The organism is Streptomyces sp. NPDC090445, from assembly GCF_044769385.1.
GTDB lineage: Bacteria > Actinomycetota > Actinomycetes > Streptomycetales > Streptomycetaceae > Streptomyces.
The window spans coordinates 914334-937891 of the sequence record NZ_JBIVXV010000001.1 but is presented as its reverse complement, the minus strand read 5'-3'; the positions used below and the strand labels follow the sequence as shown (position 1 = coordinate 937891).

Genomic DNA, 23558 nt, shown 5'->3' with positions numbered 1-23558 from the left:
AGGCAGTCCACATCGGCGCGTGGAACGAGACGCCGGTCCTGGTATTCAGCACGGAGCTTCCGGCCGAGGGCCCCCTCACGGTGCACGCCCTGCAGACACGGGGAACCGGCGGCCGGCTGAACGGCGCACCGGACACCCCCGACAACCACCTCGATCAACCCGTCGACGACGAGAACATCTACCCGGGAATCCAACGGCCCCGCGAAGGAGACAAACCGTCGGCGCCCGAGCCGGGGTTCCACGTCCAGCCCGAGCACTATCCGTGGTTCCGGCGCGTCCTCGCCCGAACCGCCGCCGCCGGCCTGACGGCCTTCTCCGGAGACGGCACGGCAACCGCGCAGTACCGTACGTACAGCTCCACGGCATCGACTTCGTCGGCACCGACCATCAAGACGGCTCCGTACCCGCGATGCGCGTGCTGACCTGAGCCTGATGGTGGTGCCGCCCGGGGTCGCGTAGTAGCGGGTTCCGGTGACCGTGCCAGCGGCGGTGTTGAGGGTGAGCTCCGTCGAGCCGAGGTAGAGGATGCTCTTCCGGGGTCCCTGCGGAGCAGCCGGTTGCCGGCCGCGTCGTAGACGTACCCCGAGGTACCGGCCGTGGTGGTGGCGGAGCCGAGCTGGCGTTCCGCGGTCCAGGTCAGGGTCTGGCTCTTGCCCGCGGCATCCGGGCGGGTGAGCGTGTTCCCCATCGCGTCATAGGTGAGGTTCGCGATGGCGGCCGGACCTGTGCCCGTCTTCCGGCTCGTCGAGGTCGGGGCGTGCGGGCGGGTGGCTCCCGCCGCCGGGAAGGTGTTGGTGGTGGTCGTCTTGGCCGGGTCACCGGCCGGGTCGTGGTCCGTGGACGAGGTGCGATTGCCGGTCACGTCGTAGGTGAAGGACTGGTGGTACGAGGCCGGCCTCCGATCCTGCCCGCCTGGGGCGCGGTGGCCGTGCAGCCGCCGATGCCCGGGACCGAGGGGCCGGGCTCGGTGGTCGTGGTGCCGGTGTCCGTCCAGACCGTGGTGAGCCGGCGCCCGTGGTCGTAGGTGAAGCACTGGGTGTCGCGTGCTGCGCCCTGGGCCGTGCGGGCGGACGTCACGTCGCCGACCGGGGTGAAGGTGTAGTCGGTGGTGTCGACCGGGGTGGTCGAGTCCTCCTTGTCGAGCCGGGTCCCCTTTCGGCCCACGGGCGAAGTGGCCAGCGGTCGTGATCTACTGACGGTTCGTCTCGAAGCATGCTGTATGAGGAGGATGCGTACATGGACGCCGAGCTGAGACTTGCCGCGATAGCGAAACTTGCCAAACCGTGTCCCAAGCCGCCCGAGGGGCAGTGGCAATGCACCTGCAACCTCTCCTGGAGAGGGAGCCCGGAGGCATGGCCCTGCCGCCTCACCCAGATCGCCAACTTCATCAGGGCACACAGCAATTACCCCCAGGACACCACGGAAATCGTGATCGACCTTCTCGCCACCCGCCTGACGGGACCGGACGGGGAACCGATCCCTGCCTGTCGGCGCCCGGGGCCGGACAGCTGGACCCTACTCCCGCAAGGCGGCTCCGACTGCTCACTGCCCCGCGGCCACTCGGGGATGCACTGGGAGATGAGTGCGCCCGGGCCCTGGAGCGACGCCGACGATTAGCCTGCGCGTTTTGCCTGCCGCAGCGTCCGGATCTTGATCGAAAATACTAAAGTGCCTTCTGAGCTGGGAAGATGAGGCTTGTCGAAGGTCGGCGGAGAGGAAGAAGGCCCGTCCCGGGCGACCGCCAGAGGCAGGGCACCGATTGTCGAACGTCTTCTTCCCGGCCGGTGTGACGGCGGTGGCGCGGTGTTCGGCCTTGCCGACGTCCAGGCTGAGGAAGACGTCGATGTTGCTGGTGTCGATCACGTGCAGGCCCCTCGTTCCCGCTTTCGTCCGGCCTTGCCTCGGCACCGAGCCGCCACATCCACGTTCCGGAGAGCTCTTCCGGCTCGGGTGAAGCCGGTGCTCAAGCTCCTCATCAGGCTCGATCCTCGCCCACTGGGCATCAGCCAACGACACACATCAATCGACGTCACCGGCGTGTGCCTGCCGGCCCCCGTCGTCAAGCGGGAGCTGGACTCCTTCCTCGACTTCGTCCGCCGCCGCGACGCCGGCCAGGACATCGAGGCCGACGAGGACGAAGACCGGGAGCCGGTGAAGACCGCCGTCTGACCGTCCCCCTGGCGGCCCGGCTCCTTGAGGGCCCGTACCCACCCTCGCGCCTTGGGCGGGTACGGGCCTTCTCCCTTGCCCCGGAACACCATCACCGCACGTCAAAGCCCCTCTGGCGACATCCCCACCCTCCCGATAGGATGTAAAGAACGCGTTAATACGCTCATCGCACCGATGAGCGGACGCGGGGTGTGCCGGGAAGTCTGGTCGGCGTCCTTGGGGCTGTGTGCCCGCACTGCTGCCGACGCCCCGGAGGTTCGCCGCCATGACCGCTGTCCCGCCGCCCGAGCGCTCACCGTTCCTCGGCCTCCTGCCGTGGCCCGAGCGGCGTGCGATCGCCGAGGCCCTGCGCACCGAGACCATCGGCGGACTCGTGCTCCTGGCCGCCGCTGTCATCGCGCTGATCTGGGCCAACAGCCCCCTCGGGGACGTCTACCAGCAGATACGCGACTTCCGCTTCGGCATACCCGCCCTGGGCCTCGACCTCTCCGTCGGCCACTGGACCGCCGACGGCCTCCTCGCCGTCTTCTTCCTCGTCGCGGGCATCGAACTCAAGCGCGAACTCGTCGTCGGCGAACTCCGCACCCCCGCCACTGCTGCCCTGCCCGTGGTCGCCGCCCTCTGCGGCATGGCCGTCCCCGCCGCCCTCTACGCGCTGACCGCTAGCCTCGGCGGCGGCAGCCTCGACGGCTGGGCCGTACCCATGGCCACCGACATCGCCTTCGCACTCGCCGTCCTCGCGGTCATCAGCACGCACCTGCCCGCCGCCCTGCGCGCCTTCCTCCTCACCCTGGCCGTGGTCGACGATCTCGGTGCGATCCTGATCATCGCGATCTTCTTCACCGGCGACCTGAACTTCTGGGCTCTGGGCAGCGCCTTCGCCGGGCTGGCGGTCTTCTATACGCTCCAGCGGTTCCGGGTACGCGGCTGGTGGTGGTACGTCCCCCTCGGCATCGCCGTCTGGGCGCTGATGTACAACAGCGGTATCCACGCCACCGTCGCCGGCGTCGCGATGGGCCTGATCCTGCGCACCACCCTCGACACGGGCGAGGACACCTCCCCCGGCGCCCGGGTCTCCCAGGTCATCCATCCCTTCTCCGCCGGCGTGGCCGTCCCGCTCTTCGCCCTCTTCGCCGCCGGCGTCACCGTCTCAGGAGCTGCCCTCGCGGACGTGTTCACCCGGCCCGAGCCGCTGGGCGTCGTCATCGGCCTGGTCGCCGGCAAAATCCTCGGCGTGTTCGGCGGCACCTACCTCGCAGCCCGCTTCACCCGTGCCCGCCTCAACCCCGACCTCGCCTGGGCCGACGTCTTCGGACTGTCCGTCCTCGCCGGAATCGGCTTCACCGTCGCCCTGCTCATCGGCGAACTCGCCTTCCCCGGCCAGGCCGTCACCGAGCAGATCAAGGCCGCCGTCCTCATCGGCTCCGTCACGGCCGCCGCACTCGCCGCCTTCTTCCTCCGCCGCCGCAACAAGGTGTACAAGCGCCTCTACGAGGAGGAGACGCTGGACGCCGACGCCGACGGCATCCCCGACATCTACCGGCGCGAACCTGCCACGGGCTCCCGGTCAGAGCCATGAGCTCCAGCGCCCCGGGCGAGGTGGAGACGGACGGCCCGGATCGCATGGCGGCGAGGTAAGCCCGTCTCGCCGCGTCCCCGGGGCCGTGAGCGCTTCGCTTCCCGTCACCGCGGAGATCCGCCGCTCGCCCGTTCGACCCGACCGTCTTCACCGGTCGCGGCCGGCTGTCGGCAATCTTCACGCCTCTTCGACGCGTGCCGTCACTCCCCGCCTCGGCGCTCCCGCGCCCGGGCCCTGGCCTGCGCGCGGACACGGGCCCGGGCTTTCCGCGCGTCCTTGCCGCCGATCCAGAGCCGTGCTGCGAGGACGGCAGCGGAGGCAGCGAAGAGGCAGGCGGTGATCAGCAGCCACCGTCCCAGGAAGACATCCGCCGGCAGGCCGGTATAGATCGTGTAATGGCCGACTTGGCGGAGGATCAGGGGCCAGTACACGAGCAGCAGGACGCCGGAGACGAAGGCCGGGACACGGACGTGGTTGACACCGAACCGCGGTCTGCCCCCGCCCTCCCCCGGCTGCTGTCCCAGGACCCGTTGGACGGCCCGATCCGTGACCGCGTACAGCGGCAGGAGGACGAGGTCGTGCAGGAGCGCCGCCCCGACGAACCACATCGCCACGCCGAGCGCGTCCCCCTTGAGGAGGCGCAGGCCGGCGTAGCAGGCCAGGGCGAAGGAGGCGAGGGCGAGGAGCAGGTGGAGGGGCGAGGCGCCGTAGCGGCGGCGGAAGGCCGTGGTGGCCGCGTGAGTGGAAGGGATCACGCCGGTTCCCCGAAGGTGAGGCGGGTGACCCATTTGGTGTTGTGGACGCCGGGGGCGCCGGGGATGATCACCCGGGCCGGGTAGCCGTGGTCGAGGGAGATGACCGCCCCGTTGACCCGAACGGCCAGGAGCGAGCGGGGGTCCCGGACCTGTTCCCCGCTCAGGACGACCGAGCTGAAGGATCCGCCCCGCTGGACGGACTCGACCAGGACCTGCGGGGTGCGCGTGCCCAGGCCGACGAGCGCGGCGAGGTCGGTGAGGCGGACGCCGCTCCAGTGCTGGTCGGGGGTCGACCAGCCCTCCACGCAGGCGATGGGCAGCAGCGCCTCGTTCTGCGGCAGGGCCAGCAGCCGGTCGTAGCCGAGGTCGGTCTGGCGGCCCGCGCCCCGTACGGTGAGCCGCCAGGCGGGGCCGATGTCGCTGGGCCGGATTCCGACTGAGGCAGCGGTCTTGTTGATCTGGAAGCCGTTCGGCCCGGAGCCCGGTTCCCGGCCGTGCGGGGCGAGCAGCGCGGTCCGCCGCCACCAGCCGCCCACGCTCTGCCCGGCGGTCACCACGAACAGCGCCAGCGAACCCAGCCCCACCATCCCCAGCGCGCCGCGCCGGGAGATCGTGGGCGCGGCCGGTCGGGGCGAGACCAGGCCGGCCGCCTCCTCGCTGTCGGGCGCCGGCTGCCGCGGTCCGGCGCGCAGGGCCCGCGCGGCCCGCCCGAGCCGGAACACCACGTGGACCGTGAAGGCGCCGATGAACACCCAGGCCCCGTACAGGTGGAGCGTGTAGAAGGAGCCGGGGAAGACGTAGTGGAGCTGCACGTTGAGGATGCCGGTGACGAACTCGAAGCCGGCGCCTCCCACCAGCAGGATCAGGGAGATCCGCTCGACGGCCTGGGCGGCGGACCGCACCGGCGGCCAGGTGAAGAGCTTCGGGATCACCGACCACAGCTTCGCCAGGAGCACGGGTACGAGCACGATGCCGAGCGTGACGTGCACGCCCTGGGTGACCCGGTAGAGCCAGTACGGGGAGGTGGGCCAGGAAAAGAGGTGGAAGCCGAGCCATCCCTTGTCCGGGGTCTGGTCGTTGACCGCGGCGAGGTCCGGGTTGTACGCGGTGTACGACAGCAGGCCGGTCACGAAGAGGATGGTGATGCCGAAGAGCAGGACGATCCCGAGCACCGCGGTCAGCCACGGGCCGCGCAGCGGGCTGCGCCAGAACTCCGGGCGGGATGGACCCGGCGGCGGGCCGGCCGCTCCGGCGGACGCCAGGGCCGACCGCAGCCGGACCCGCCTCGTCCGGCTGCCGCCTTCCGGTTCCTTTCCCGCGCGCGCCGGCGTCGGGCCACCGGGTGCGGGCTTCTCGTTTGCGTTCTCGTCTGCGTTCTCGTCCATGGGGCGCCTCCGCGCTTTCCGCATTCCAGGGTTCATCGGGGCTCCCCCGCCGAGGAGGGCGTGGCCTTCCGCAGGTACGGGAAGGCTCGTGGCACGCGGCCCGGGAGTCGCCCGGCCGCACGGTCCGCGCCCGCGTCGTGGGGCCCGTCGGATCGTCTGCGGGCCGCCCAGCCGCACACGACGGCCAGGGCTGCGACGGCGTACATCACCGTGCCCGCGCCGGCGAACGCGCGGCTGGTCAGGTAGGCCGCCGCGCCCGCGACCGGTACGCCCAGCCACTCCCAGCGGCCGTCGAGCGCCACGAGGGCGATCAGGAGGAGGGCGTACCAGGAGTAGCCGGGAGTGGTCAGGAGGAACGCGGTCCCGGTGACCAGGAGGGCGCCGCTCCACGGCCGTTCGGGGTCACCCCGCCGGATCACGTACAGGCTGACGGCGAGCATGCCGGCGATCACGGCGGGCTGGGCCCAGGAGTCGGGGAGCAGCAGGCGCAGGAGGGCGTAGCGGTTTCCGGAGGAGGCGTCCTGGTAGCCCTCCTCGTCGGCGTAGCCGCCGAGGTAGCCGAGGACGGAGGAGTGGGAGAGCAGCACGTACGGGATGTAGAGGGTGGTGAGGACCGCTGCGGCCGGGAGCAGGACGGCTGCCGCGTCGCGGGCGCGGCGTACCCCGGACAGGGCGCCGGGGATGAGGACGGCGGGCAGGAGTTTGACCGCGGTGGCCAGGCCGAGCAGGGCGCCACCCCACCCCCGGTGGCGGACCGTCAGGCCAAGGGCTGCGACGGACAGCAGGACGGCGAGGACGTCGGCGTGGGCGTTGTTGACGGCTTCGACGGGGACGGCCGGGCACCAGGCCCAGTAGGCCGCGGTGCGGGGGTCCCTTCTGCGGCGCAGGATCCTCAACAGCACCGGTGTGGTGGCCGTGGCGAGGACGGCGCCGCCCACCTGGAGGGCCTTGTGGCGGACGTCGTCGGGTGAGAGGGCGTGCACGAGGAGGAAGTACAGTTCGCCGGCCGGGGGGTAGATCGTGTGGACGGCGGGACGGTTGATCCGGGTGCAGACTCCCTCGGACACGGCGGCGAGGTCCGGTGCGCCGCACGCCGGCCCGGTGGGGAACAGCCAGCTGTCGCGGTGCGGCAGGAGGGCGGCGTCGGCCGGGGCGTGGTCGTAGGGCGAGATGCCCGCCGCCTGGACGCGGCCGTCCCAGGCGTAGCGGAATGAGTCGGTGCTGGTGCGGGGCGCGGCCACCAGACCGGTCGCGGCGACGGCGACACCGCCGGCGAGGACGAGGGCTGCGGCGTGCCGGGCGGGTACCCGGCGCAGGGACCAGGCGGCCGCCGCGAACAGGGCCCAGCACGCGGCGTACAGCCAGGACAGGCCCGCCGGGTCCGTGAAGTAGCCGTCCTTGCGGACGGTGAGGACGAGAACCGCGACCAGAGCCGCCACGAGGGCGGCGGTGAGGGTGGTGGCCCGGAACGTGGGAGTCGCCTGCCGTCGCGTCACGGCGCGACTCCGGGGGAGGAGGGCGCTCCGGCGGAAGCGGTGGTGGGCGGTGTGGCGGGGACGAGTTCGGCGAAGTGCCGTCCGGTGACCGTCCAGCTGCGGACGCTCCGCCAGCCGGTGGTCTCGGCGTGGCGCAGCAGAGCGCCGCGGCCGGCCCGGGCCCACGGGAAGGGGGTGCCGAGGGTGCCGCGGCCGTCGTCGAGGCGCACCTCGCACCGCTCGTCCACCTCGACGGGCGCGGCCTCGACGAGCAGGCGCCCCCCGGCGGCCAGCAGCCCCGCGATGCGCTCCAGAAGGGCCGCGGGATCACCGCCGATACCGATGTTGCCGTCCATCAGCAGAGCCGTGTTCCAGCGGCGTTCACCGGGAAGGGGTTCGAACACCGAGCGGCACAGGGCCGTTCCGCCGCGGCGCACCGTCTGTGCCACCGCGGCCGGGGAAATGTCGATGCCGAGGGCGCGTCGGCCGCGTTCGGCCAGGGCCGCGACGAGGCGGCCGGGACCGCAGCCGATGTCGAGCACGGCCCCGCGGCAGCGGGTCAGCACGCTTTCGTCGGCGGCGTCGGTCCCGGCGCACCAGCGTTCGACGTCCAGCGGCAGCAGCCAGCCGTCCGACCGGTGCAGGAAGAGGGGACCTCGACCGGCGCGCAGGGCCAGGGCGTACGGGTCGGCCCGCCACGCCGGTGCCGTCGTGCTGCGCAGCCGGGAGGTGGCGCGGGCGGTCATCGTGCCACCGGTGCCCGGTTGCTGAGCCGCCGGTGACGTGTGGCGAACCGGCCGGCCGGTGCCAGGGCGGCCACCGCGGCGGCGTCGGCGGCGGTGTCCACGTCCCGCAGGCGCGGCAGCAGGCGGGTACGCAGCCCGGCCGCTCGCAGCCGCTCGTACTGCACCGCACCGGTCTCCGGTACGGACATGGGTACGCCGAGCAGCAGGGCCGGGTCCGGGTCCGCCAGGCCCAGGGCCCAGAATCCGCCGTCCACGGCGGGGCCGAACCAGGCGTCGCAGGTGTCGAAGTCCAGGGCGGGCGCCAGGAGTTCGGGGGTGACGTGCGGGGTGTCCATGCCGATCAGCAGCGCCGGGCCGGCGCAGGCGGCGAACGCGGCCGCGAGGCGCTCGTCAAGCCCCCCGCCGGACTGGGGAACGACCTCGAAGCCGGCCGGCAGCCAGGGGCCCGGGGTTCCGTCCAGGACGAGGACGTGCCGGTCGGCGGGGGTGGCCGCAGCGGCCGCCAGGGTGTCGGCGAGGGCGGCCTCGGCCAGGGCCGCCGCCTCCGCAGGGGTGAACGGCGGGGTGAGGCGGGTCTTGACCCTGCCCGGTACGGGTTCCTTGGCGATCACGAGCAGACTGGTCACCGCGCGCCTCCGAGGGCCGTGGCGTGCGGTGGCTCGGCCAGCACCGCGCGCATGTCCCCGACTGCCTGCCAGGTACCCCGCCAGGTGCCGGTGACCTTGGACTTCCCGGTCCGGGGCAGATAGGGCACGTCCTCCTCCCGTACCCGCCAGCCGGCGTCGGCGGCCCGCACGACCATCTGGAGGGGGTAGCCGGAGCGCCGGTCGGTGAGGTCGAGGCGGAGCAGGTCCGCGCGGCGCATCGCCCGCAGCGGGCCGAGGTCGTTCAGGCGCAGGCCGGTGCGGCGGTGCAGCATCCGGGACAGGGCCAGGTTCCCGGCGCGGGCGTGCAGGGGCCAGGCTCCCCGGCTCTGCGGTCGCCGCCGGCCCAGCACCAGGTCGGCCTCGTCGGCCGCGACCGTCCGCACGAAGCCGGCCAGCAGGGCCGGGTCGAGGGAGGCGTCGCAGTCGCAGAAGCAGACGAACTCGGCCTCGGCCGCCAGCAGCCCGGCGTGGCAGGCGGCCCCGAAGCCCCGCCGCGGCTCGGGGACCACCGTGGCGCCGAGGTCGCGCGCGATGTGGGCGGATCCGTCGGTGGACCCGTTGTCCACGACCAGGGCCCGCCAGCCGGCGGGGATGCGGGAGAGTACCCAGGGAAGGGCCTCGGCCTCGTTGAGGCAGGGAAGGACGACGTCCACGGTGTGTTGGCTCACGGCAGCCACCGTAGGAACACGGCGGGGGCAAAAGCGGACATCGACTCCTTACGAAACGCGGACGTCGGCCGTACGAGGCATCCCCGTCGGGGAGTGCGGAGCCCGGGGAGTGCGAGGCTGGGCCCATGAGTACGCCATCGCAGTCCGCCCGGGTTCTCGTCGTGGACGACGATCCGACCGTCGCCGAGGTCGTCACGGGCTACCTGCGCCGGGCCGGCCACACCGTCGAGCACGCCGCCGACGGCCCCGCCGCCCTCGTATCCGCCGTCCGCGATCAACCCGACCTGGTCGTCCTCGACCTGATGCTCCCCGGTATGGACGGTCTGGAAGTGTGCCGCAGGCTGCGCGCCGAACGACCGGTACCGGTGATCATGCTGACGGCGCGCGGCGACGAGGACGACCGGATCGCGGGCCTGGAGCTGGGGGCGGACGACTACGTCACCAAGCCGTTCAGCCCGCGCGAGCTGGTCCTGCGCGTGGAGTCCGTACTGCGGCGCAGCCGCACGGCGGTCCCCGCCACCACCGCCACGACGGTGCTGAGCGCGGCCGGAATCCGCGTCCATCCCGAGACGCGCCGGGCCACCAAGGACGGCCGGGACCTCGCCCTCACCCTGCGGGAGTTCGACCTCCTCACGCACTTCCTCACCCACCCCGGCCGTGCGCACGGCCGCGAGGAGCTGATGCGGGACGTGTGGGGCTGGGAGTTCGGCGACCTGTCCACCGTCACCGTCCACGTACGCCGCCTGCGCGCCAAGATCGAGGACGACCCGGCTTCTCCCCGCCTGATCCAGACCGTCTGGGGCGTGGGCTACCGATTCGAACCGACCGGACCGGAGGGTTCCCGATGAAGGACCTCCTGCTGATCGCCGCCTTCGCCCTCGCCGGTGCGGCCTGCACCGGCGCGCTCGGTGCGGTCGCGCTGCGCCTGCTGCGGCACCGGTCGGTCGCCGTCTCCCTGACCGTCGTCGCCGCGGTCACCGTCACCGCGATGCTCACCGGAACCCTCGCCGTCGCCCGGGCGATGTTCCTGTCCCCGCACGACCTGACCGTCGTCACGCTCGTGGCCGCCATGGCCGCCGTCGTCTCGCTCGCCACCGCGCTCGTGCTCGGACGGTGGGTCGTGGCACGCGGCCGCGATCTCGCCCGTGCGGCCCGGGACTTCGGCGAGGGCGGCATCTTCGCCGCGCCGCCCGGCAGGGCCACCGCGGAACTGACGGCCGTCACCCGCGAACTGGCCGCCACCAGCGCCAAGCTCGCCGCTTCCCGGGAGCGCGAACGCGCCCTGGAGGCCTCCCGCCGCGAGCTCGTCGCCTGGATCTCCCACGACCTGCGCACCCCGCTCGCCGGGCTGCGCGCCATGGCCGAGGCCCTGGAGGACGGGGTGGCCGCCGACCCCGCCCGCTACCACCGGCAGATCCGCACCGAGGTCGAGCGCCTCGACACCATGGTCGGCGACCTCTTCGAGCTCTCCCGCATCCACGCCGGCGCCCTCGAACTGACCACCGGCCGCGTCGCCCTCCAGGACCTGGCGGCCGACGCCCTCCTGGGCGCCGACCCGCTCGCCCGCGAACGCGGCGTACGACTGCGCGCCGACGACGTCGCCCACGCGCCGGTCGACGTGGACGGCAAGGAGATGACCCGCGTCCTGGCCAACCTCCTGGTCAACGCCATCCGCCACACCCCGGCCGACGGCACCGTCGCCGTACGCGTCGACCGGCGCGAGAACAGCGCCGTCCTGTCCGTCACCGACGGCTGCGGCGGCATCCCCGAGGAGGACCTGCCCAAGGTCTTCGACACCGGCTGGCGCGGCAACCCCGCCCGCACACCCCCCGCCGGCGCCGGCCTCGGGCTGGCGATCGTACGGGGCATCGTCGAGGCCCACGCCGGGCGGGCACGGGTGGACAACGTGCCCGGCGGCTGCCGCTTCGAAGTGACCCTGCCGCTCGCGGGTACGAACGCCTGACGGGCCGCTGCCCGCACGCCGGCACGGCACGGGCCGGGCCGGTCGGCTCCGGTCCGCGGTCGGCCGCGGCAGGCAAGCCGGCGCGTGCACGCCCGGCGGCCGGTTACCCCACCCCGGCCGAGGCCCGCTGCCCGGCGCGGGCGAACTCGGCCATGCCCTCGGCGAAACCGACCTCGGGACGCCAGCCCAGCTCGCGCCGCAGCCGGGACGAGTCCGCCGTGATGTGCCGGACGTCGCCCAGGCGGAACTCCCCCGTCACCACGGGAGCCGGACCGCCGTGCTCGGCCGCGAGCGCGGCGGCCATCGCCCCCACGGTATGCGGGTCGCCGCTGCCCACGTTGTACGCCGTGTGGCCGCCGGTCGGCCGGTCCTCGACGCCCGCCAGCACGGCGGCGTTCGCCCCGGCGACATCGCGCACGTGGACGAAGTCCCGTCGCTGCGCGCCGTCCTCGAACACCCGCGGAGCTTCACCCCTGGCCAGTGCCGACCGGAAGAACGAGGCCACGCCCGCGTACGGGGTGTCCCGCGGCATCCCGGGCCCGTACACGTTGTGGTACCGCAGCGACACCGCCGTGCCCCCGACACTCCTCGCCCAGGCTGCGGCCAGGTGCTCCTGCGCCAGCTTCGTCGTCGCGTAGACGTTCCGCGGGTCGGCCGGCGCGTCCTCACTCACCAGCCCCGGCACCAGCTCGGCCCCGCAGCGCGGACAGCGCGGCTCGAACCGACCGGCCTCCAGATCCGCCACCGTCCGCGGGCCCGGCCGCACCGCCCCGTGCTCGCCGCACTCGTAGTGCCCCTCGCCGTACACCACCATCGACCCCGCCTGCACGAACCGGCGCACCCCGGCTTCGGCCATGGCGGCGAGGAGCACCACGGTCCCCAGGTCGTTGCAGGCGACGTAGTCCGGTGCGTCCGCGAAGTCCTTCCCCAGGCCGACCATCGCGGCCTGGTGGCAGACCGCGTCCACACCGCGCAGGGCGCCACGCACCGCCTCCGCGTCCCGGACGTCGCCGTGGACGAACTCGGCATCCGGCAGTTGCGGAGCATGGGGATGCGCGGCCGGCAGCAGCGCGTCGAGCACCACCGGCGTATGCCCTCCGGCCGCCAGCATGGCGACCACCTGCGAGCCGATGAACCCGGCTCCTCCTGTGACGAGTACTCGCATGTCCGGCACGCTACGGAATCCGGTCCGACGGCGGCCGTTCCCGCACCGTGCCGTAAGGGTTCCGTCATGAGTCCTCGCCGATTGCACCCCGCCGATGACACTGTGACCCACATCACATCCAGTTCCCGTCAGGAATCGGAGCCCTGTTCCGCTCAGGTCACCGAGAGCAAGCGAACCGACCGACGGGAGCACCTCATGAAGCACCGCATCGTCGTCCTCGGCGCCGGCTATGCCGGGGCCTACGCGGCCGGCACCCTGGCGCGCCGGCTGTCCTCCGCGGACACCCAGATCACCGTGGTCAACGCCGTGCCGGACTTCGTCCAGCGGCTGCGGCTGCACCAGCTCGCAGCCGGCCAGGAGATCGAGGCTCCGCAGCTCGCCGACGTGTTCGCGGGCACGGCGGTACGGCTGCGCCTGGCCCGCGTCACCGCCGTCGACCCCGAGCGCCAGGTCGTCGCCGTGGCCGACGCCGAGGGCGGCGGCGAGGGCGGCGGCGAGGGCGGCGGCGAGCTCGGCTACGACACGCTGCTCTACGCGCTCGGCAGCCACGGCGCCGTCCAGGGCGTCCCCGGCGTGGCCGAGTACGCCTTCGACGTCGCCGGCCGGCCCTCGGCGCTGCGCCTGCGCGAGCGCCTGGACGGCCTGAGCGAGCGGGACGGAGGCGGGAGCGTGCTGGTCGTCGGCGACGGGCTGACCGGGATCGAGACCGCCACCGAGATCGCCGAGTCCCGGCCCGGCCTGTCGGTGACGCTGATCGCCCGCGGCGAGCTGGGCGCCCCGCTCTCCGCCGGAGCCCGCGGCCACCTGCGCCGGGCCTGTGACCGGCTGGGCATCACCATCCGGGAGCACACCGAGGTCGAAGCCGTCGAAGCGACGCGGGTGCTGTGCACGGACGGCACCGCCCTGGCCTCCGACGCGACCGTGTGGACGGCCGGGTTCGCGGTCAGCCCCATAGCGGCCGCGAGCGGGCTGGAGGCCACCGAGGACGGCCGGATCGTCGTCGACCGCACCATGCGGTCGGTCTCGCACCCGAACGTCTACGCCGTCGGCGACAGCGCCCACGCCATCGGCGACAACGGACGGCCCCTGCCCATGTCCTGCGCTTCGGCCGGCTACACCGCAATGCAGGCCACGACCGCGATCGTGGGACGCCTGACCGGCCACGAGATCCGGAACACCAAGCTGGAATACGTGGGCAACCACATCAGTCTCGGGCGGCGGGACGGAATCCTGCAGATGGTCGACGGCGAAGCACAGGCGAAGCCGAAGCACCTGGGCGGCCGGAACGCCGCGCGGATCAAGGCGGGCATCCTCAGGATGTCGCTGTGGACCACCTCGCACCCGACCTTCGGGCTGCCCAGGCGCAAGCACCGCCTGACCGCCGTGCCGCCCGTGGGTGCGGAGAAGGCGGTCGCGTAGGCGATCAGCATCCGCCTAGGGTGACCCACGTGGACAACACCGCCGTCGACCGCTTCGACACCAGCCGGTTCGAGGCCGGCCGGAACCGGCTGGCCTCGCTGGCGTACCGGCTGCTGGGCTCCGCCGCCGACGCCGAGGACACCGTGCAGGAGGCGTTCCTGCACTGGCAGGCCGCCGACCGGCAGCGGATCAACGTGCCGGAAGCATGGCTGACCAAGGTCGTCACCAACCTGTGCCTCGACCGGCTCCGCTCGGCGCAAGTCCGCCGCGAACGGACCGCCGGGGCCTGGCTGCCCGAACCGCTCCTCGACGGCGACCCGATGCTCGGCCCGGCCGACACCTTCGAGCGGCGCGAATCAGTCTCCCTGGCCGTACTGACCCTCATGGAACGCCTGTCACCCCACGAGCGGGCCGTCTACGTCCTGCGCGAAGCGTTCTCCTACAGCCACGCCGAGATCGCCGAGATCCTCGACATCACCGAGTCGGCGAGCCAGCAACACCTCCACCGGGCACGGCGGCGCATCACCGCCGGGCAGCGCCGCGGCGGCGAGGTCGACGCGGCATCCGCCCGCAGGATCGTCGAGGAGTTCCTCGCCGCCGCCTCCTCGGGCCGCACCGAAAAGCTGGTGGCACTGCTCACCGACGACGTGATCGCGATCTCCGACGGCGCCGGCCTGGCCGCGAAGCTGCTGCGGTACAACACTCCGCAGCGCGTCGCCGCCGTCGCACGGGCCGGCTTCAAACCCACCCCGGCGAAGCGGCGGCTCGCCGGCGGCGCGCCGGCCGTCCACTACGCGCTCGTCAACGGCTCCCCCGCCATCCTCTTCGTGCTCGGAGACCAGGTCATCGGCGCCGTGACCTTCGACGTCACCGGCGGCCGGATCTCGACCGTGCGCGGCATCGCCGCCCCCGCCCGCCTCGTCCGCCTCACCGAAGCCTGGCGTCAGCACGAACCGGAAGCACCGCTCATCACCCAGTGGTGACCTGACGTCGGCCCCGGTCCGAACCGTCACCCCTCGGGCCACCCCAGCAGCCTCGCACCGATGACCGCCGGCTGAAGGGTACAGCGGTGGGCGGGGTCGCCCGGGTCGACGGCCGCCGGCTCGTGGTGGATGCGCGCCAGGCGGTAGGTCAGGCGCGGCCGAGTGTCGCGGCTCCGAAGGAGACGTCGAAGCGGTCGCACCAGATCGTCACACTCGTGTAGTCGGCCAGTCGGAGGTCTCCGGGGATCGGGTAGTTCTGGTCACCCTTGTTGCCCTTGAGCTTGCCGAGGCTGACGTACTTCCCGTCGTCGAACACCCGCCAGCCCGCTACGCCTTCCTTCACCGGCGCGTCGGTCAGCCAGACCCGCAGGTCCGGACCGTTGCTGGTGTCAAGGTTCTCCAGCCGGAGCGTGCGGGACCCGTCGGGCAGCTCGATGACCCTGGCCTTGCCCGTGGTGGTGTGCTCGTGGCTGATCAGCACGCCCTCGGCCACGGTGCGAGGTGCTGCCGCCGGAGGCGCGGCCGCAGGTGCGGCCGGACGGGGCGTCGCGGTGGGCAACGCTTCGTCGACCTTCTGGTCCGTCCAGATCTTCCACGGCTGGAACCAGTACAGCCCGGCGCCCACCAGCACGACCGCCGCCGCCAGTACCGCGCCGAGCACCGGCCTCCGCCACTTCCCCTTGCCTGCCACCACGACAGCCCTTCATCCGTGCGTCCTCGTTCCCCCTCGATTCAACCCTCCTGAGCGGCCCGGCATCCACAGCGGCCCGATGACGGAATCCTTACGGTGTCTTGACCGGCTCGTCAGCGTCAGCTGTGGCAGGGGGTAACGGCTCCCTGCTGAACCCGCCACAGGTGGTCCCGGTCCGGGTCCGGAGCCAAGAACGGCCACAGCACCGGAGGACAATCCCCCGCGGCGACCGGATTCGAATTCCTCATACTCACGCAGGACGTCCGTGCGCCGCTTCGCCCGACTGGGAAGCCGGCGCGCTTCTGGCGGGCGGGGGCGCAGCGCACCTGGGTGAGGCCGGGCACGGCCTCACCGACGTCGAACCACGCGTGGCACAGGCCGTCACGGCGCGCCGACAAGCCCCCTGGCGCCGGCAGCATGCCCACCGCCGACTGGTGTGTCGCCATGAACGACCCCAGGGGCTGATGCTGACCGATTGCTGACCAAAACCCCGATGCCGCGCCGCTGACCTGTGGAAACGTCCGGATGTCAGATGTGGGACTTGAACATGGTGCGCATGCTTTTGAGCTGCGTAGATCGTTGCCCCGCGTATGACGGGTGAGGTGCGGGACAGCGGGTGCGGATCGGCTGGCGAAGGTGTTCACCGTCGAACCGGGTCGACACGGCGATGGCCGAGCACGACCGAGCCGAGCGGCGCCGCCGACTCCTGCCGGATCGGCTGGTCGTGTACTGCGTCCTGGCCCCATGCCCCTTTGCCCGGGAGTCGTACGAGGAGCTTCTACGGGTCCTGACCAGCGGTGTCCCGGGCAGCCGGGGCCTCGCGCGGGTGAACCGGTCCTCGTTGTGCCGAGCGCGGGCCAAGCTCGGCGAAGAGGTGCTGGAGTCCGTGTTCCGGCAGGTCGCCGAGCCGTTCGCCACCCCGGCCACGCAGCCGTCCTGCGTGTGCGGCAGCGTCGCCGTCTTCTGCAGCCGACTCGACGCCGTCCGGGTAACGGACCCGCGGGAGATCCGGCTCGTCGCGGACGACTCCCCGAACCACCGGCGCGGCCGGCTGTTCCTCGATGCGGTGATGCGCAGGACGTTCCTGCCGCAGACCGAACACGGACGTGCGCTCGCCGACGGCTTCCGCATGGACCGGCAGGTGCGCCTGCTGCGGCCCGACGTGGTGGGGCTGTCCAAGGCCCAGCCGGTTGCGGGCTCCGGTCCGCTTCGCCCGGGACGGCGTCACGGCGTGGCCAGGGCCAGGGCGGCGCGGTTGCCGGCGGGTGCCGCGAGGTCGTGGAGCTGCCATTCCGCGAGGCGTGGCGGGGGGCCGGCGCCCACGTAGTCCAGGTCCAGGGCGCGGGCCAGCCCGAGCCCCAGGCCCTTGGAGTGCGCCTCCTTGCGGACCCAGATCCGGGCCACGGCGGCGGGGCGGGAGCCGGCCGGAAGGGTGGCCAGCTCGCGCCGCTCCCGGGGGTGCAGCTCGGAGGCGAGGCGCTCGGCGGTGTCCGGGTCGGGGATCCGCTCGATGTCGACGCCGACCGGGCGGTCGGCGAGGGCGATCAGCGCCAGGCCGCCGGTGTGGGACAGGGAGAAGTGGATGGCGCTGCCGCCGACGGCGGGGCGGCCGTGCGGGCCGCCGCAGTCCGGGCAGGGCCGGCGCACCAGCCTGATCGCCCCGGGCGCCCGGCCGAGTGCGGCACCGAGCAGGATGCGCAGGCCGACGTGTGCGGTCATGTACTCCAGGCCCTCCTGTTCGCTGCGGAAGGCGGCGGCCGTCCGCTGTTCGGTGGCGTCCAGGGTGCGCGGCGCGAGGAGTTCGGCGATCGGCTGGGCATCGGCCGCGACCAGCCAGCACGAGGGCAGCTGTGGCGTCCGGGGCGGGTGGCGGAGATCGAGCACGACGGGTTCGTCCATGGGGCAGAGAATGCCGCCGTGACGGGACGGGCAGGGTGGTCCCGGTCGGCCTCAGCATTCCGGAATAAATCCACCGTCGGCTTTCGCCCTAAGCTCACGAAGGCCGAAGGGAGGGCACATGGGGCTGACGACGCTGGCAGATCTGGCCACACCCATGGCAGTGCGGGTGGCGGCCACGCTCAGGGTGGCGGATCACCTCGTGGCCGGGCGGCGGACCTCGGCGGAGCTGGCGGCGGCCGTCCAGGCCCACCCGGACGCCCTGGACCGCCTGTTGCGGCATCTGGTGAGCGTCGGACTGTTCACCCGGGACACCGGCTCCGGCTCCGGCTCCGGCCGGTACGGCCTGACCGAGCTCGGGCAGCAGCTGCGCGACGACCATCCCTCCGGGAAACGGCGGTGGCTCGACCTGAACGGGGCGATCGGCCGGGGGGACCTGAGCTTCGTGGAGCTGCTGCACTCGGTGCGCACGGGCGAACCGGCCTATCCGGTACGGTACGGCGCCGCGTTGTGGGAGGACCTGGCCGCCGACCCGGAACGGTCCGCTTCCTTCGACTTCCTGATGAGCCATCACATCACCCTGGAGCACGCGCGGCTCCCACAGGCGTACGGCTGGGCCGCGCTGGGGCACGTGGTGGATGTCGGGGGCGGCAGCGGCGGGTTGCTCGCGACCCTGCTGGCCGCGCATCCGGAGCTGCGGGGCACGGTCGTCGACCTGCCCGGGCCCGCGGCTGCCGCGCGGCGGCTGTTCGCGGACCGGGGCCTGTCCGGCCGGGCGGATGTGGCACCGGGCAGCTTCTTCGAGCCGCTGCCCGCCGGAGCGGGCGGATACGTGCTGTCCGCGATCCTCCACGACTGGAGCGACGACCCGGCCACTGCCCTGCTGCGCCGGTGCGCCGAGGCCGCCGGCGACAAGGGCGCCGTCCTTGTCATCGAGGCGATCGGCCGGGACGGCGAGTCGCCGAACACCGCCATGGATCTGCGCATGCTCGCCTACAACAGCGGCAAGGAGCGCGGCCTGGCCGAGATCCGCGTACTGGGCGAGCGGGCCGGGCTCGCGGTACGTGGCGTACACCCGGCCGGATACCTCTCGATCATCGAACTGGCAGTGTCGGACTGAGGCGGAGGACAGCATGACGGACATGAACAGGGACAAGGACCTGGCGGCCATCGCGGAGGTCCCGGAGCGGATGATGGCGGCCTGGGCCGCGCAGGACGCGGCGGCCGTCGCCGCCCTGTTCACAGAGGACGCCACGATGATCCTCCCCGGGGACGTCTACAAGAAGGGCCGCGCCGAGGTCGAGGGGTTCATGGCCTTCGGATACGCGGGGCCGTTCAAGGGCACCAGGGTGTTCGGGGCGCCGAAGGACCTCCGCTTCGTGGGGGCCGACACGGCGGTGCTGATCACTCAGGGCGGGGTGCTCGCGCCCGGCGAGACGACCGTGGCCCCGGAACGCGAGATCCGGGCGACCTGGGTGCTGGCCAAGCAGGACGGCCAGTGGTTCATCGCGGCCTACCAGAACAGCCCGGTCAACCTGCCGTCCTGACCGGGCTCACGACCGGCAGGGGCGCCCACTGAAGCCCCCGCGGGGGGCGTCCCTGTCCGTGGAACGTTGAGGGGCCGAGCCCACCGGGCTCGGCCCCTCGACGCTGTCCGCGGCTCTCGCCTCGGCGGTGTCCGGCAGCTCAGGCGGGGAGGCCGGCGAACTGGCCGGGCACCCGGCCCTCGCCCGCCGGGCCGCGGTACGCCTGGGCGATGTCCAGCCAGTGCTCGGCGGCCGAGCCGGCGGCGGTCACCGCCAGGTCGGCGCGGTGCCGGCGGCGGGTGACCAGCAGACAGAAGTCGTGGGCCGGGCCGGAGACCCGCTCGGCGGCGTCGGCCGGGCCGTGCTCCCACAGCTCGCCCGACGGCCCGGTGATCTCGAACCGGAACGGCTCGGCGGGCGGCGTCAGGCCGCGCGCCTGGTAGCCGAAGTCCCGGGTGAGCACGGCGAATCCGACGAGGTGGCGCAGCCACTCGGCGGGCTCCCGGCGGATGTGGAGGGCGTCCGCGATGTCCTGCCCGTGCGCGAAGGTCTCCATGATCCCGGCGCAGGCGAGCACGACCGGGGGCAGCGGGTTGACCAGCCAGGGCACGACCTGGCCCGGCGGGACGACCGCGAGCGCGTCGATGCAGGCGGTGCGTTCCGCCCGCCAGCGCGTCAGCAGCGCGGCGGGGTCGTGGCGGGGGTAGGCGTGCAGGGCGGCGTTGACGGCGCCGTTGAAGTCGCCCTTGGCCTGTTCGGTCATGGCGGCGAAGGCCGCCGGGTCCGAGGCCGCCGTGCCGGCGAGGCGGAAGATGAAGGACATGTGGGCGACCTGGTCGGCAACCGTCCAGCCGGTCGCCGGGGTCGGCAGCGCCCACTGCTCCTCGGTGAGGTCGGCCACCATCCGTTCGGTGTCGTCGGCCGCGGTGGTCAGGTCCTTGAGCACGTTCTGCAGATCGGACATGCGTTTTTCTCGCTCTCTGCTGTGAGTGGGGCGGCCCGGTCCAGCCTGGGTCACGGGGACCGCGGTGTCTTCTCGTCCGTTGCGGAGCAGGTCAGGCGTCGGCCGGCGTGGCGGGCCGCGGTGAGGGCGGCCCATGCGGTGAGTTCGATCAGCGCCCGGTCGTCGGCCGGGTCCGCCGCCGCCCGGAACGCCGTGATGTCGTCCGGTACGACCTGGTAGGCGGCCAGCCCCGTGAGCAGGGCCAGCCGGGCGGCCGGGCGGTCCGCAGCGGGCAGGGTGCGTACGGCGGCCTCGGCCCAGGCCCGGCTCGGGCCCGGGTCAGTGCTGTCCGCCACGGCCAGCCGGGCGCGCACCAGCTCGCGGGTGTCCGGCGGCAGCGCCCGGGCGCCGCCGGCCTCGATGACCGCCGCGGCGCGGGCGAACGCGCCGCCGATGGACGGGTTTCCGGCCGCCCAGGCCAGATCCGCGGGCAGCGGCGCGGCCGGCAGCAGCTCCAGGGCGGCGCCGGGCGGCGGGCCGGCCGGGTCGCGGGGCCGCATCGCCCCGGTGACCAGGCGCATGACGGTGCCGCGGGCGGCCGCCGGGGTCGCCGCCGGCAGCGGCGAGTCGTCGAGGAAGACGCTCACCATCCGGTTGAGGTAGTGGAAGGTGACCGCGACCCCGGCGTACTCGGGGAGTTCCTCCGGGGTCCCGGGCGGGCCGGCCGGGTGGCCGCCGCCGCTCCCCCGCACCCAGCGCCCGATCCGCCCGTCCGGGCCGGCGGCGCCGCCTGCGCCGCCGGGCCGTCCCTCACGACTCGTCAGGCCGCGCACCATCGCCCCGTGCACTTCCACGCAGTACGGGCAGGCGTTGGCCTCGGACACGGCGTTGGCCACCGCTTCCTTGGCCGCCCGGTCCACCCCGGCGGGCACGAGCAGCGTCTCGCGCAGCAGTGCCCAGGCGGCGGCCAGGATGTCGGGGGCCGCCGCGTGCAGGGCGATGGGCGGGGCGAGCACGCCGAAGTCGCGTTCCGCCTGGGCGTAGACGGCGGCCACGGTGCCCTCGGCGTGCTCCGGCCGGACCACGGCGACGTACCGGGTCCGGTCCAGGGCCCCGCGCAGCGCGGTGCGGACGAGCCGTCGTACGGGGAGCAGGTCGAGCCCGGTGCGGTGGTTCACGTGCGGATCAGGGGCAGCACGCCCCGTCGTCCGCTGGTGGCGCCGTCCGGGGCCGGTGCCCCGTAGCGGACGGTCACGCCGCGTTCCCGGGCGGCCCGGACGATGCCGGGCACGGCGCGTTCGGCGACCGCCGCGATGGTCATGGCGGGGTTGACGGTGAGGGCGCCGGGGACGGCGGAGCCGTCGGTGACGAAGATGCCCGGGTGGCCGCGGAGTTCGTTGCGGTCGTCGAGGGCGGAGGTGGCGGGGTCGTCGCCCATCCGGCAGGACGCGAGGGGGTGCACGGTGTAGGCGCCGACGACGTCGTTGGTCCAGGGCCGGACCCGGGCGATGCCGTCGCGTTCGAGGATGTCCTTGACCTCGGCGTCGGAGGCGGCCCAGCCGTGCCGGGTGTTGGCCGTGGGCTGGTATCTCAGGTTGCCGCGGCCGAGCATCTGCTGGGAGATGCGCATGGCGTTTCCGGTGGCGGGCGGCGGACCGAACACGCCCTCGTTGTCGTCCTCGCTCATCGTGAAGATGGTCAGCCAGGAGTTCCAGCGGGAGAGCATCCGCTTCTTGTCCCGGCCGAACCAGGTGGGTCCGTCGGTGGCGTCCGGGGCCTGGGCGAGGATGGTGCCGAGGCCGGGCGGGAAGTAGAGCTGTTCCAGGGAGTAGCGGGAGTACTCGGGCAGCGAGCCGTCGAGGCGGTCCCAGCTGGCAACGGTGGGGCCGCGGCCGATCGGGTTGGCGCCGTAGGCGGGTGCGCCGTCGCCGCGGGACAGGCCGAGGACTTCGGCGACCCGGTCCTCGTTGATGACCGCGGTGTTGAGCCGTTCGCCGTTGCCGGAGAAGTACCGGCCGACGGCGTGCGGCATGGGGCCGAGGCCGGCCTCGCTGCGCTGGAGGATGACGGGGGTGGCGCCGGCCCCGGCGGCCAGGACGACGATCTTGGCGTCGATCACGCCGGATCCGGTGGTGATCCGGTAGTCCTCGTCGTCGATGACGTTGTAGTGGATGCGGTAACCGCCGCCGTCCGTACGGGAGATGGACTGCACCTCGTGCAGCGGGCGGATCACGGCGCCGTGGGCGACGGCGGCGGGCAGGTAGTTCAGGAGCAGGGACCGCTTGGCGTCGAAGCGGCAGCCGGCCATCATCCAGTTGCAGTTGACGCAGGCGGCGGTGTCGATGGCGACGGGCAGCGGGTTGGCGGTCCGGCCGGCGTGGTCGCAGGCGGCGGCCCACAGCCCGCCGGCGTAGGTGACGTCGTGCCAGTCCTGCGGGGTGACGGGCAGAGCCTCGGCGACCCGGTCGTACCAGGGGTCCAGGGTGTCGCGGCTGATGGCGGCCGGCCACATCCGGCGGCCGATGCTGCCGCGGCGTTCGAAGACGAAGCGGGGGGCTCTGGGCATGGAGGCGAAGTAGACGACGCTGCCGCCGCCCACGCAGTTGCCGCCGAGGATGCTCATGCCGTCGCCGACGGTGAAGTCGAAGCCCCGCGTGTAGGAGGAGCCGAGCTTGTAGTCGTGCTCGGCGTCCTCGGCGGTGAGCCAGGGGCCGCGTTCGAGCACGGTCACCGCGGCCCCGCCGGCGGCGAGGTGGTAGGCGGCGATCGCGCCGCCGAATCCGCTGCCGATCACGAGGACGTCGGTCTGCTCCGCACTGTTCATGCCGGGCTCCCTGAGGGGGTGGTGTCGGGGTGGACACGGGCCAGCCGTCGGCCGTAGGAGTGCTGGTCATAGCGCCAGAGGCGGTCCGGGCCGGGCGGTACGACGCCCATCGCGGCCAGGCCCGGGTGGCCCTGGGCGATCGCATCTGCGGTGTGCATATGCGCCGCGGAGTCGTAAGCCATATTGCTGAAGAGGGTCAGGAGCACCCAGAATTCCTTCTCGGGGTGGCCCGGCGCTGTCAGCTCCGCCACCAAGGCTGTCCTCTGCCCGAAATCCAGGGCGACAAACGGCGGGAGTGTCGTGTCCAGAGCGAGTCCGCACCCGTCCGCGTATGTGCGCGCGTGCCGGTTGAGGAGATCGGCGAGTTCGTCCAGGCCCTCGGTCAGACCGGTGGCGTCCCACTCCATCAGTTCGATCGCACCGGCCGCGACGGCTCCGCCACCGTCGGCCGCGCCGGCGATCGCCGCATCGCCGGGCCAGCGCTTTTCACCGGGAACAATCGTGTCTGCATAAGCCTCCAGTGTCGGCGTCCGGGATGTCCTGAGATCGCCTTCCGGTTCCACGGCAGTTCCTCCCGCCAGCTCATTTAGTTTTAGGCTTCAATAACTTATGAGCAGTTAGTCCTGTCAAGCAACTCACAGGTTGCGAACCCCTCCGAAGAAAAACCTCGGTAAGTCTTGGCCATAGACCGCCGGACCGTTACGCTCCCGACAAGTCACAGAAC

General features: G+C 73.0%; 25 protein-coding genes and 1 pseudogene. 9 read left to right on the top strand and 17 right to left on the bottom strand.

The window, feature by feature from the left end:
- Positions 1-256: 256 nt before the first annotated feature.
- The 3 genes from ACIQUT_RS04185 to ACIQUT_RS04175 form a co-directional block, all read right to left on the bottom strand.
- Positions 257-688 carry a hypothetical protein gene (locus ACIQUT_RS04185; protein ID WP_403559336.1) on the bottom strand — a complete coding sequence of 144 codons (432 nt, stop codon included), beginning with the start codon at positions 686-688 and terminating at the stop codon, positions 257-259.
- Positions 689-858: 170 nt separating this feature from the next.
- The gene (locus tag ACIQUT_RS04180) at positions 859-1164 is read right to left on the bottom strand and encodes a hypothetical protein (protein WP_403558979.1); all 306 of its coding nucleotides are present in this window, start codon (positions 1162-1164) and stop codon (positions 859-861) included.
- A gap of 378 nt (positions 1165-1542) precedes the next feature.
- Positions 1543-1863 carry a hypothetical protein gene (locus ACIQUT_RS04175; RefSeq protein WP_403558976.1) on the bottom strand — a complete coding sequence of 107 codons (321 nt, stop codon included), beginning with the start codon at positions 1861-1863 and terminating at the stop codon, positions 1543-1545.
- A 96-nt stretch (positions 1864-1959) separates the two neighbouring features.
- Between ACIQUT_RS04175 and ACIQUT_RS04170 the strand changes: the two genes are divergently transcribed.
- A complete protein-coding gene (locus ACIQUT_RS04170) occupies positions 1960-2169 on the top strand; it encodes a hypothetical protein (protein WP_403558974.1) in 210 nt (69 codons plus the stop codon).
- Between the two features lie 265 nt (positions 2170-2434).
- The gene (gene nhaA, locus ACIQUT_RS04165) at positions 2435-3748 is read left to right on the top strand and encodes a Na+/H+ antiporter NhaA (RefSeq protein WP_403558971.1); all 1314 of its coding nucleotides are present in this window, start codon (positions 2435-2437) and stop codon (positions 3746-3748) included.
- 200 nt (positions 3749-3948) lie between these two features.
- Here the strand turns inward: nhaA and ACIQUT_RS04160 are convergent, their stop codons facing one another.
- From ACIQUT_RS04160 to ACIQUT_RS04135, 6 genes are read right to left on the bottom strand one after another with little or no spacing between them, the layout of a single operon-like run.
- Positions 3949-4536 carry a hypothetical protein gene (locus tag ACIQUT_RS04160; protein WP_403558969.1) on the bottom strand — a complete coding sequence of 196 codons (588 nt, stop codon included), beginning with the start codon at positions 4534-4536 and terminating at the stop codon, positions 3949-3951.
- Positions 4500-5888, bottom strand: a complete 1389-nt coding sequence (locus ACIQUT_RS04155; RefSeq protein ID WP_403558966.1) for a molybdopterin-dependent oxidoreductase — start codon at positions 5886-5888, stop codon at positions 4500-4502. Before ACIQUT_RS04155 ends, ACIQUT_RS04160 begins: the two co-directional genes overlap by 37 nt.
- 32 nt (positions 5889-5920) lie before the next feature.
- Positions 5921-7384: a glycosyltransferase family 87 protein gene (locus tag ACIQUT_RS04150; RefSeq protein ID WP_403558963.1), complete on the bottom strand. Its 1464-nt coding sequence runs from the start codon at positions 7382-7384 to the stop codon at positions 5921-5923.
- Positions 7381-8109 (bottom strand): class I SAM-dependent methyltransferase, encoded by a 729-nt coding sequence (locus ACIQUT_RS04145; RefSeq protein ID WP_403558960.1) that lies wholly within the window; start codon positions 8107-8109, stop codon positions 7381-7383. The genes ACIQUT_RS04150 and ACIQUT_RS04145 overlap by 4 nt, the downstream gene beginning before the upstream one ends.
- Positions 8106-8735, bottom strand: a complete 630-nt coding sequence (locus ACIQUT_RS04140) for a DUF2064 domain-containing protein (protein WP_403558958.1) — start codon at positions 8733-8735, stop codon at positions 8106-8108. Before ACIQUT_RS04140 ends, ACIQUT_RS04145 begins: the two co-directional genes overlap by 4 nt.
- Entirely contained in the window at positions 8732-9433 is a 702-nt protein-coding gene (locus tag ACIQUT_RS04135) for a glycosyltransferase family 2 protein (protein WP_403558955.1), read from the bottom strand. The genes ACIQUT_RS04140 and ACIQUT_RS04135 overlap by 4 nt, the downstream gene beginning before the upstream one ends.
- A 116-nt stretch (positions 9434-9549) precedes the next feature.
- Between ACIQUT_RS04135 and ACIQUT_RS04130 the strand changes: the two genes are divergently transcribed.
- A complete protein-coding gene (locus tag ACIQUT_RS04130) occupies positions 9550-10272 on the top strand; it encodes a response regulator transcription factor (RefSeq protein ID WP_403558952.1) in 723 nt (240 codons plus the stop codon).
- Complete coding sequence (locus tag ACIQUT_RS04125) at positions 10269-11387, top strand: sensor histidine kinase (protein WP_403558949.1); 1119 nt, start codon at positions 10269-10271, stop codon at positions 11385-11387. Before ACIQUT_RS04130 ends, ACIQUT_RS04125 begins: the two co-directional genes overlap by 4 nt.
- A 103-nt stretch (positions 11388-11490) precedes the next feature.
- Here the strand turns inward: ACIQUT_RS04125 and ACIQUT_RS04120 are convergent, their stop codons facing one another.
- Entirely contained in the window at positions 11491-12552 is a 1062-nt protein-coding gene (locus ACIQUT_RS04120) for an NAD-dependent epimerase/dehydratase family protein (protein ID WP_403558946.1), read from the bottom strand.
- A gap of 195 nt (positions 12553-12747) precedes the next feature.
- Here ACIQUT_RS04120 and ACIQUT_RS04115 point away from each other — a divergent pair, with 195 nt between their 5' ends.
- Together ACIQUT_RS04115 and ACIQUT_RS04110 are read left to right on the top strand one after the other, a co-directional pair.
- A complete protein-coding gene (locus ACIQUT_RS04115) occupies positions 12748-13971 on the top strand; it encodes an NAD(P)/FAD-dependent oxidoreductase (RefSeq protein WP_403558943.1) in 1224 nt (407 codons plus the stop codon).
- Positions 13972-14000: 29 nt separating this feature from the next.
- The gene (locus ACIQUT_RS04110; protein ID WP_403558940.1) at positions 14001-14954 is read left to right on the top strand and encodes a sigma-70 family RNA polymerase sigma factor; all 954 of its coding nucleotides are present in this window, start codon (positions 14001-14003) and stop codon (positions 14952-14954) included.
- A gap of 26 nt (positions 14955-14980) precedes the next feature.
- Here ACIQUT_RS04110 and ACIQUT_RS04105 read toward each other — a convergent pair.
- Both ACIQUT_RS04105 and ACIQUT_RS04100 read right to left on the bottom strand, forming a co-directional pair.
- Positions 14981-15106, bottom strand: a pseudogene (locus tag ACIQUT_RS04105) (PucR family transcriptional regulator); the annotation flags it as partial.
- Complete coding sequence (locus ACIQUT_RS04100) at positions 15103-15648, bottom strand: DM13 domain-containing protein (protein ID WP_403558938.1); 546 nt, start codon at positions 15646-15648, stop codon at positions 15103-15105. The gene ACIQUT_RS04100 and the pseudogene ACIQUT_RS04105, both read right to left, overlap by 4 nt.
- A 613-nt stretch (positions 15649-16261) precedes the next feature.
- Here ACIQUT_RS04100 and ACIQUT_RS04095 point away from each other — a divergent pair.
- Positions 16262-16972, top strand: coding sequence for a transposase domain-containing protein (locus ACIQUT_RS04095; RefSeq protein WP_403558935.1), 711 nt, complete (start codon positions 16262-16264; stop codon positions 16970-16972).
- On the opposite strand, the gene ACIQUT_RS04090 is transcribed toward ACIQUT_RS04095, so the two are convergent.
- Entirely contained in the window at positions 16870-17544 is a 675-nt protein-coding gene (locus tag ACIQUT_RS04090) for a 4'-phosphopantetheinyl transferase family protein (protein ID WP_403558933.1), read from the bottom strand. The two genes, ACIQUT_RS04095 and ACIQUT_RS04090, sit on opposite strands and share 103 nt — an antisense overlap.
- Positions 17545-17662: 118 nt before the next feature.
- Here ACIQUT_RS04090 and ACIQUT_RS04085 point away from each other — a divergent pair, with 118 nt between their 5' ends.
- Positions 17663-18661, top strand: a complete 999-nt coding sequence (locus tag ACIQUT_RS04085; protein ID WP_403558930.1) for a methyltransferase — start codon at positions 17663-17665, stop codon at positions 18659-18661.
- A 22-nt stretch (positions 18662-18683) separates the two neighbouring features.
- Positions 18684-19088 (top strand): SgcJ/EcaC family oxidoreductase, encoded by a 405-nt coding sequence (locus tag ACIQUT_RS04080; protein WP_403558927.1) that lies wholly within the window; start codon positions 18684-18686, stop codon positions 19086-19088.
- A 139-nt stretch (positions 19089-19227) separates the two neighbouring features.
- Here ACIQUT_RS04080 and ACIQUT_RS04075 read toward each other — a convergent pair whose 3' ends face one another.
- From ACIQUT_RS04075 to ACIQUT_RS04060, 4 genes are read right to left on the bottom strand one after another with little or no spacing between them, the layout of a single operon-like run.
- Entirely contained in the window at positions 19228-20031 is an 804-nt protein-coding gene (locus tag ACIQUT_RS04075) for a TIGR03084 family metal-binding protein (protein WP_403558924.1), read from the bottom strand.
- Between the two features lie 50 nt (positions 20032-20081).
- Positions 20082-21188: a carboxymuconolactone decarboxylase gene (locus tag ACIQUT_RS04070; protein ID WP_403558921.1), complete on the bottom strand. Its 1107-nt coding sequence runs from the start codon at positions 21186-21188 to the stop codon at positions 20082-20084.
- Positions 21185-22834 (bottom strand): FAD-dependent oxidoreductase, encoded by a 1650-nt coding sequence (locus tag ACIQUT_RS04065; protein WP_403558918.1) that lies wholly within the window; start codon positions 22832-22834, stop codon positions 21185-21187. Before ACIQUT_RS04065 ends, ACIQUT_RS04070 begins: the two co-directional genes overlap by 4 nt.
- A complete protein-coding gene (locus ACIQUT_RS04060; RefSeq protein ID WP_403558915.1) occupies positions 22831-23397 on the bottom strand; it encodes a DUF5987 family protein in 567 nt (188 codons plus the stop codon). Before ACIQUT_RS04060 ends, ACIQUT_RS04065 begins: the two co-directional genes overlap by 4 nt.
- Positions 23398-23558: the final 161 nt, after the last annotated feature.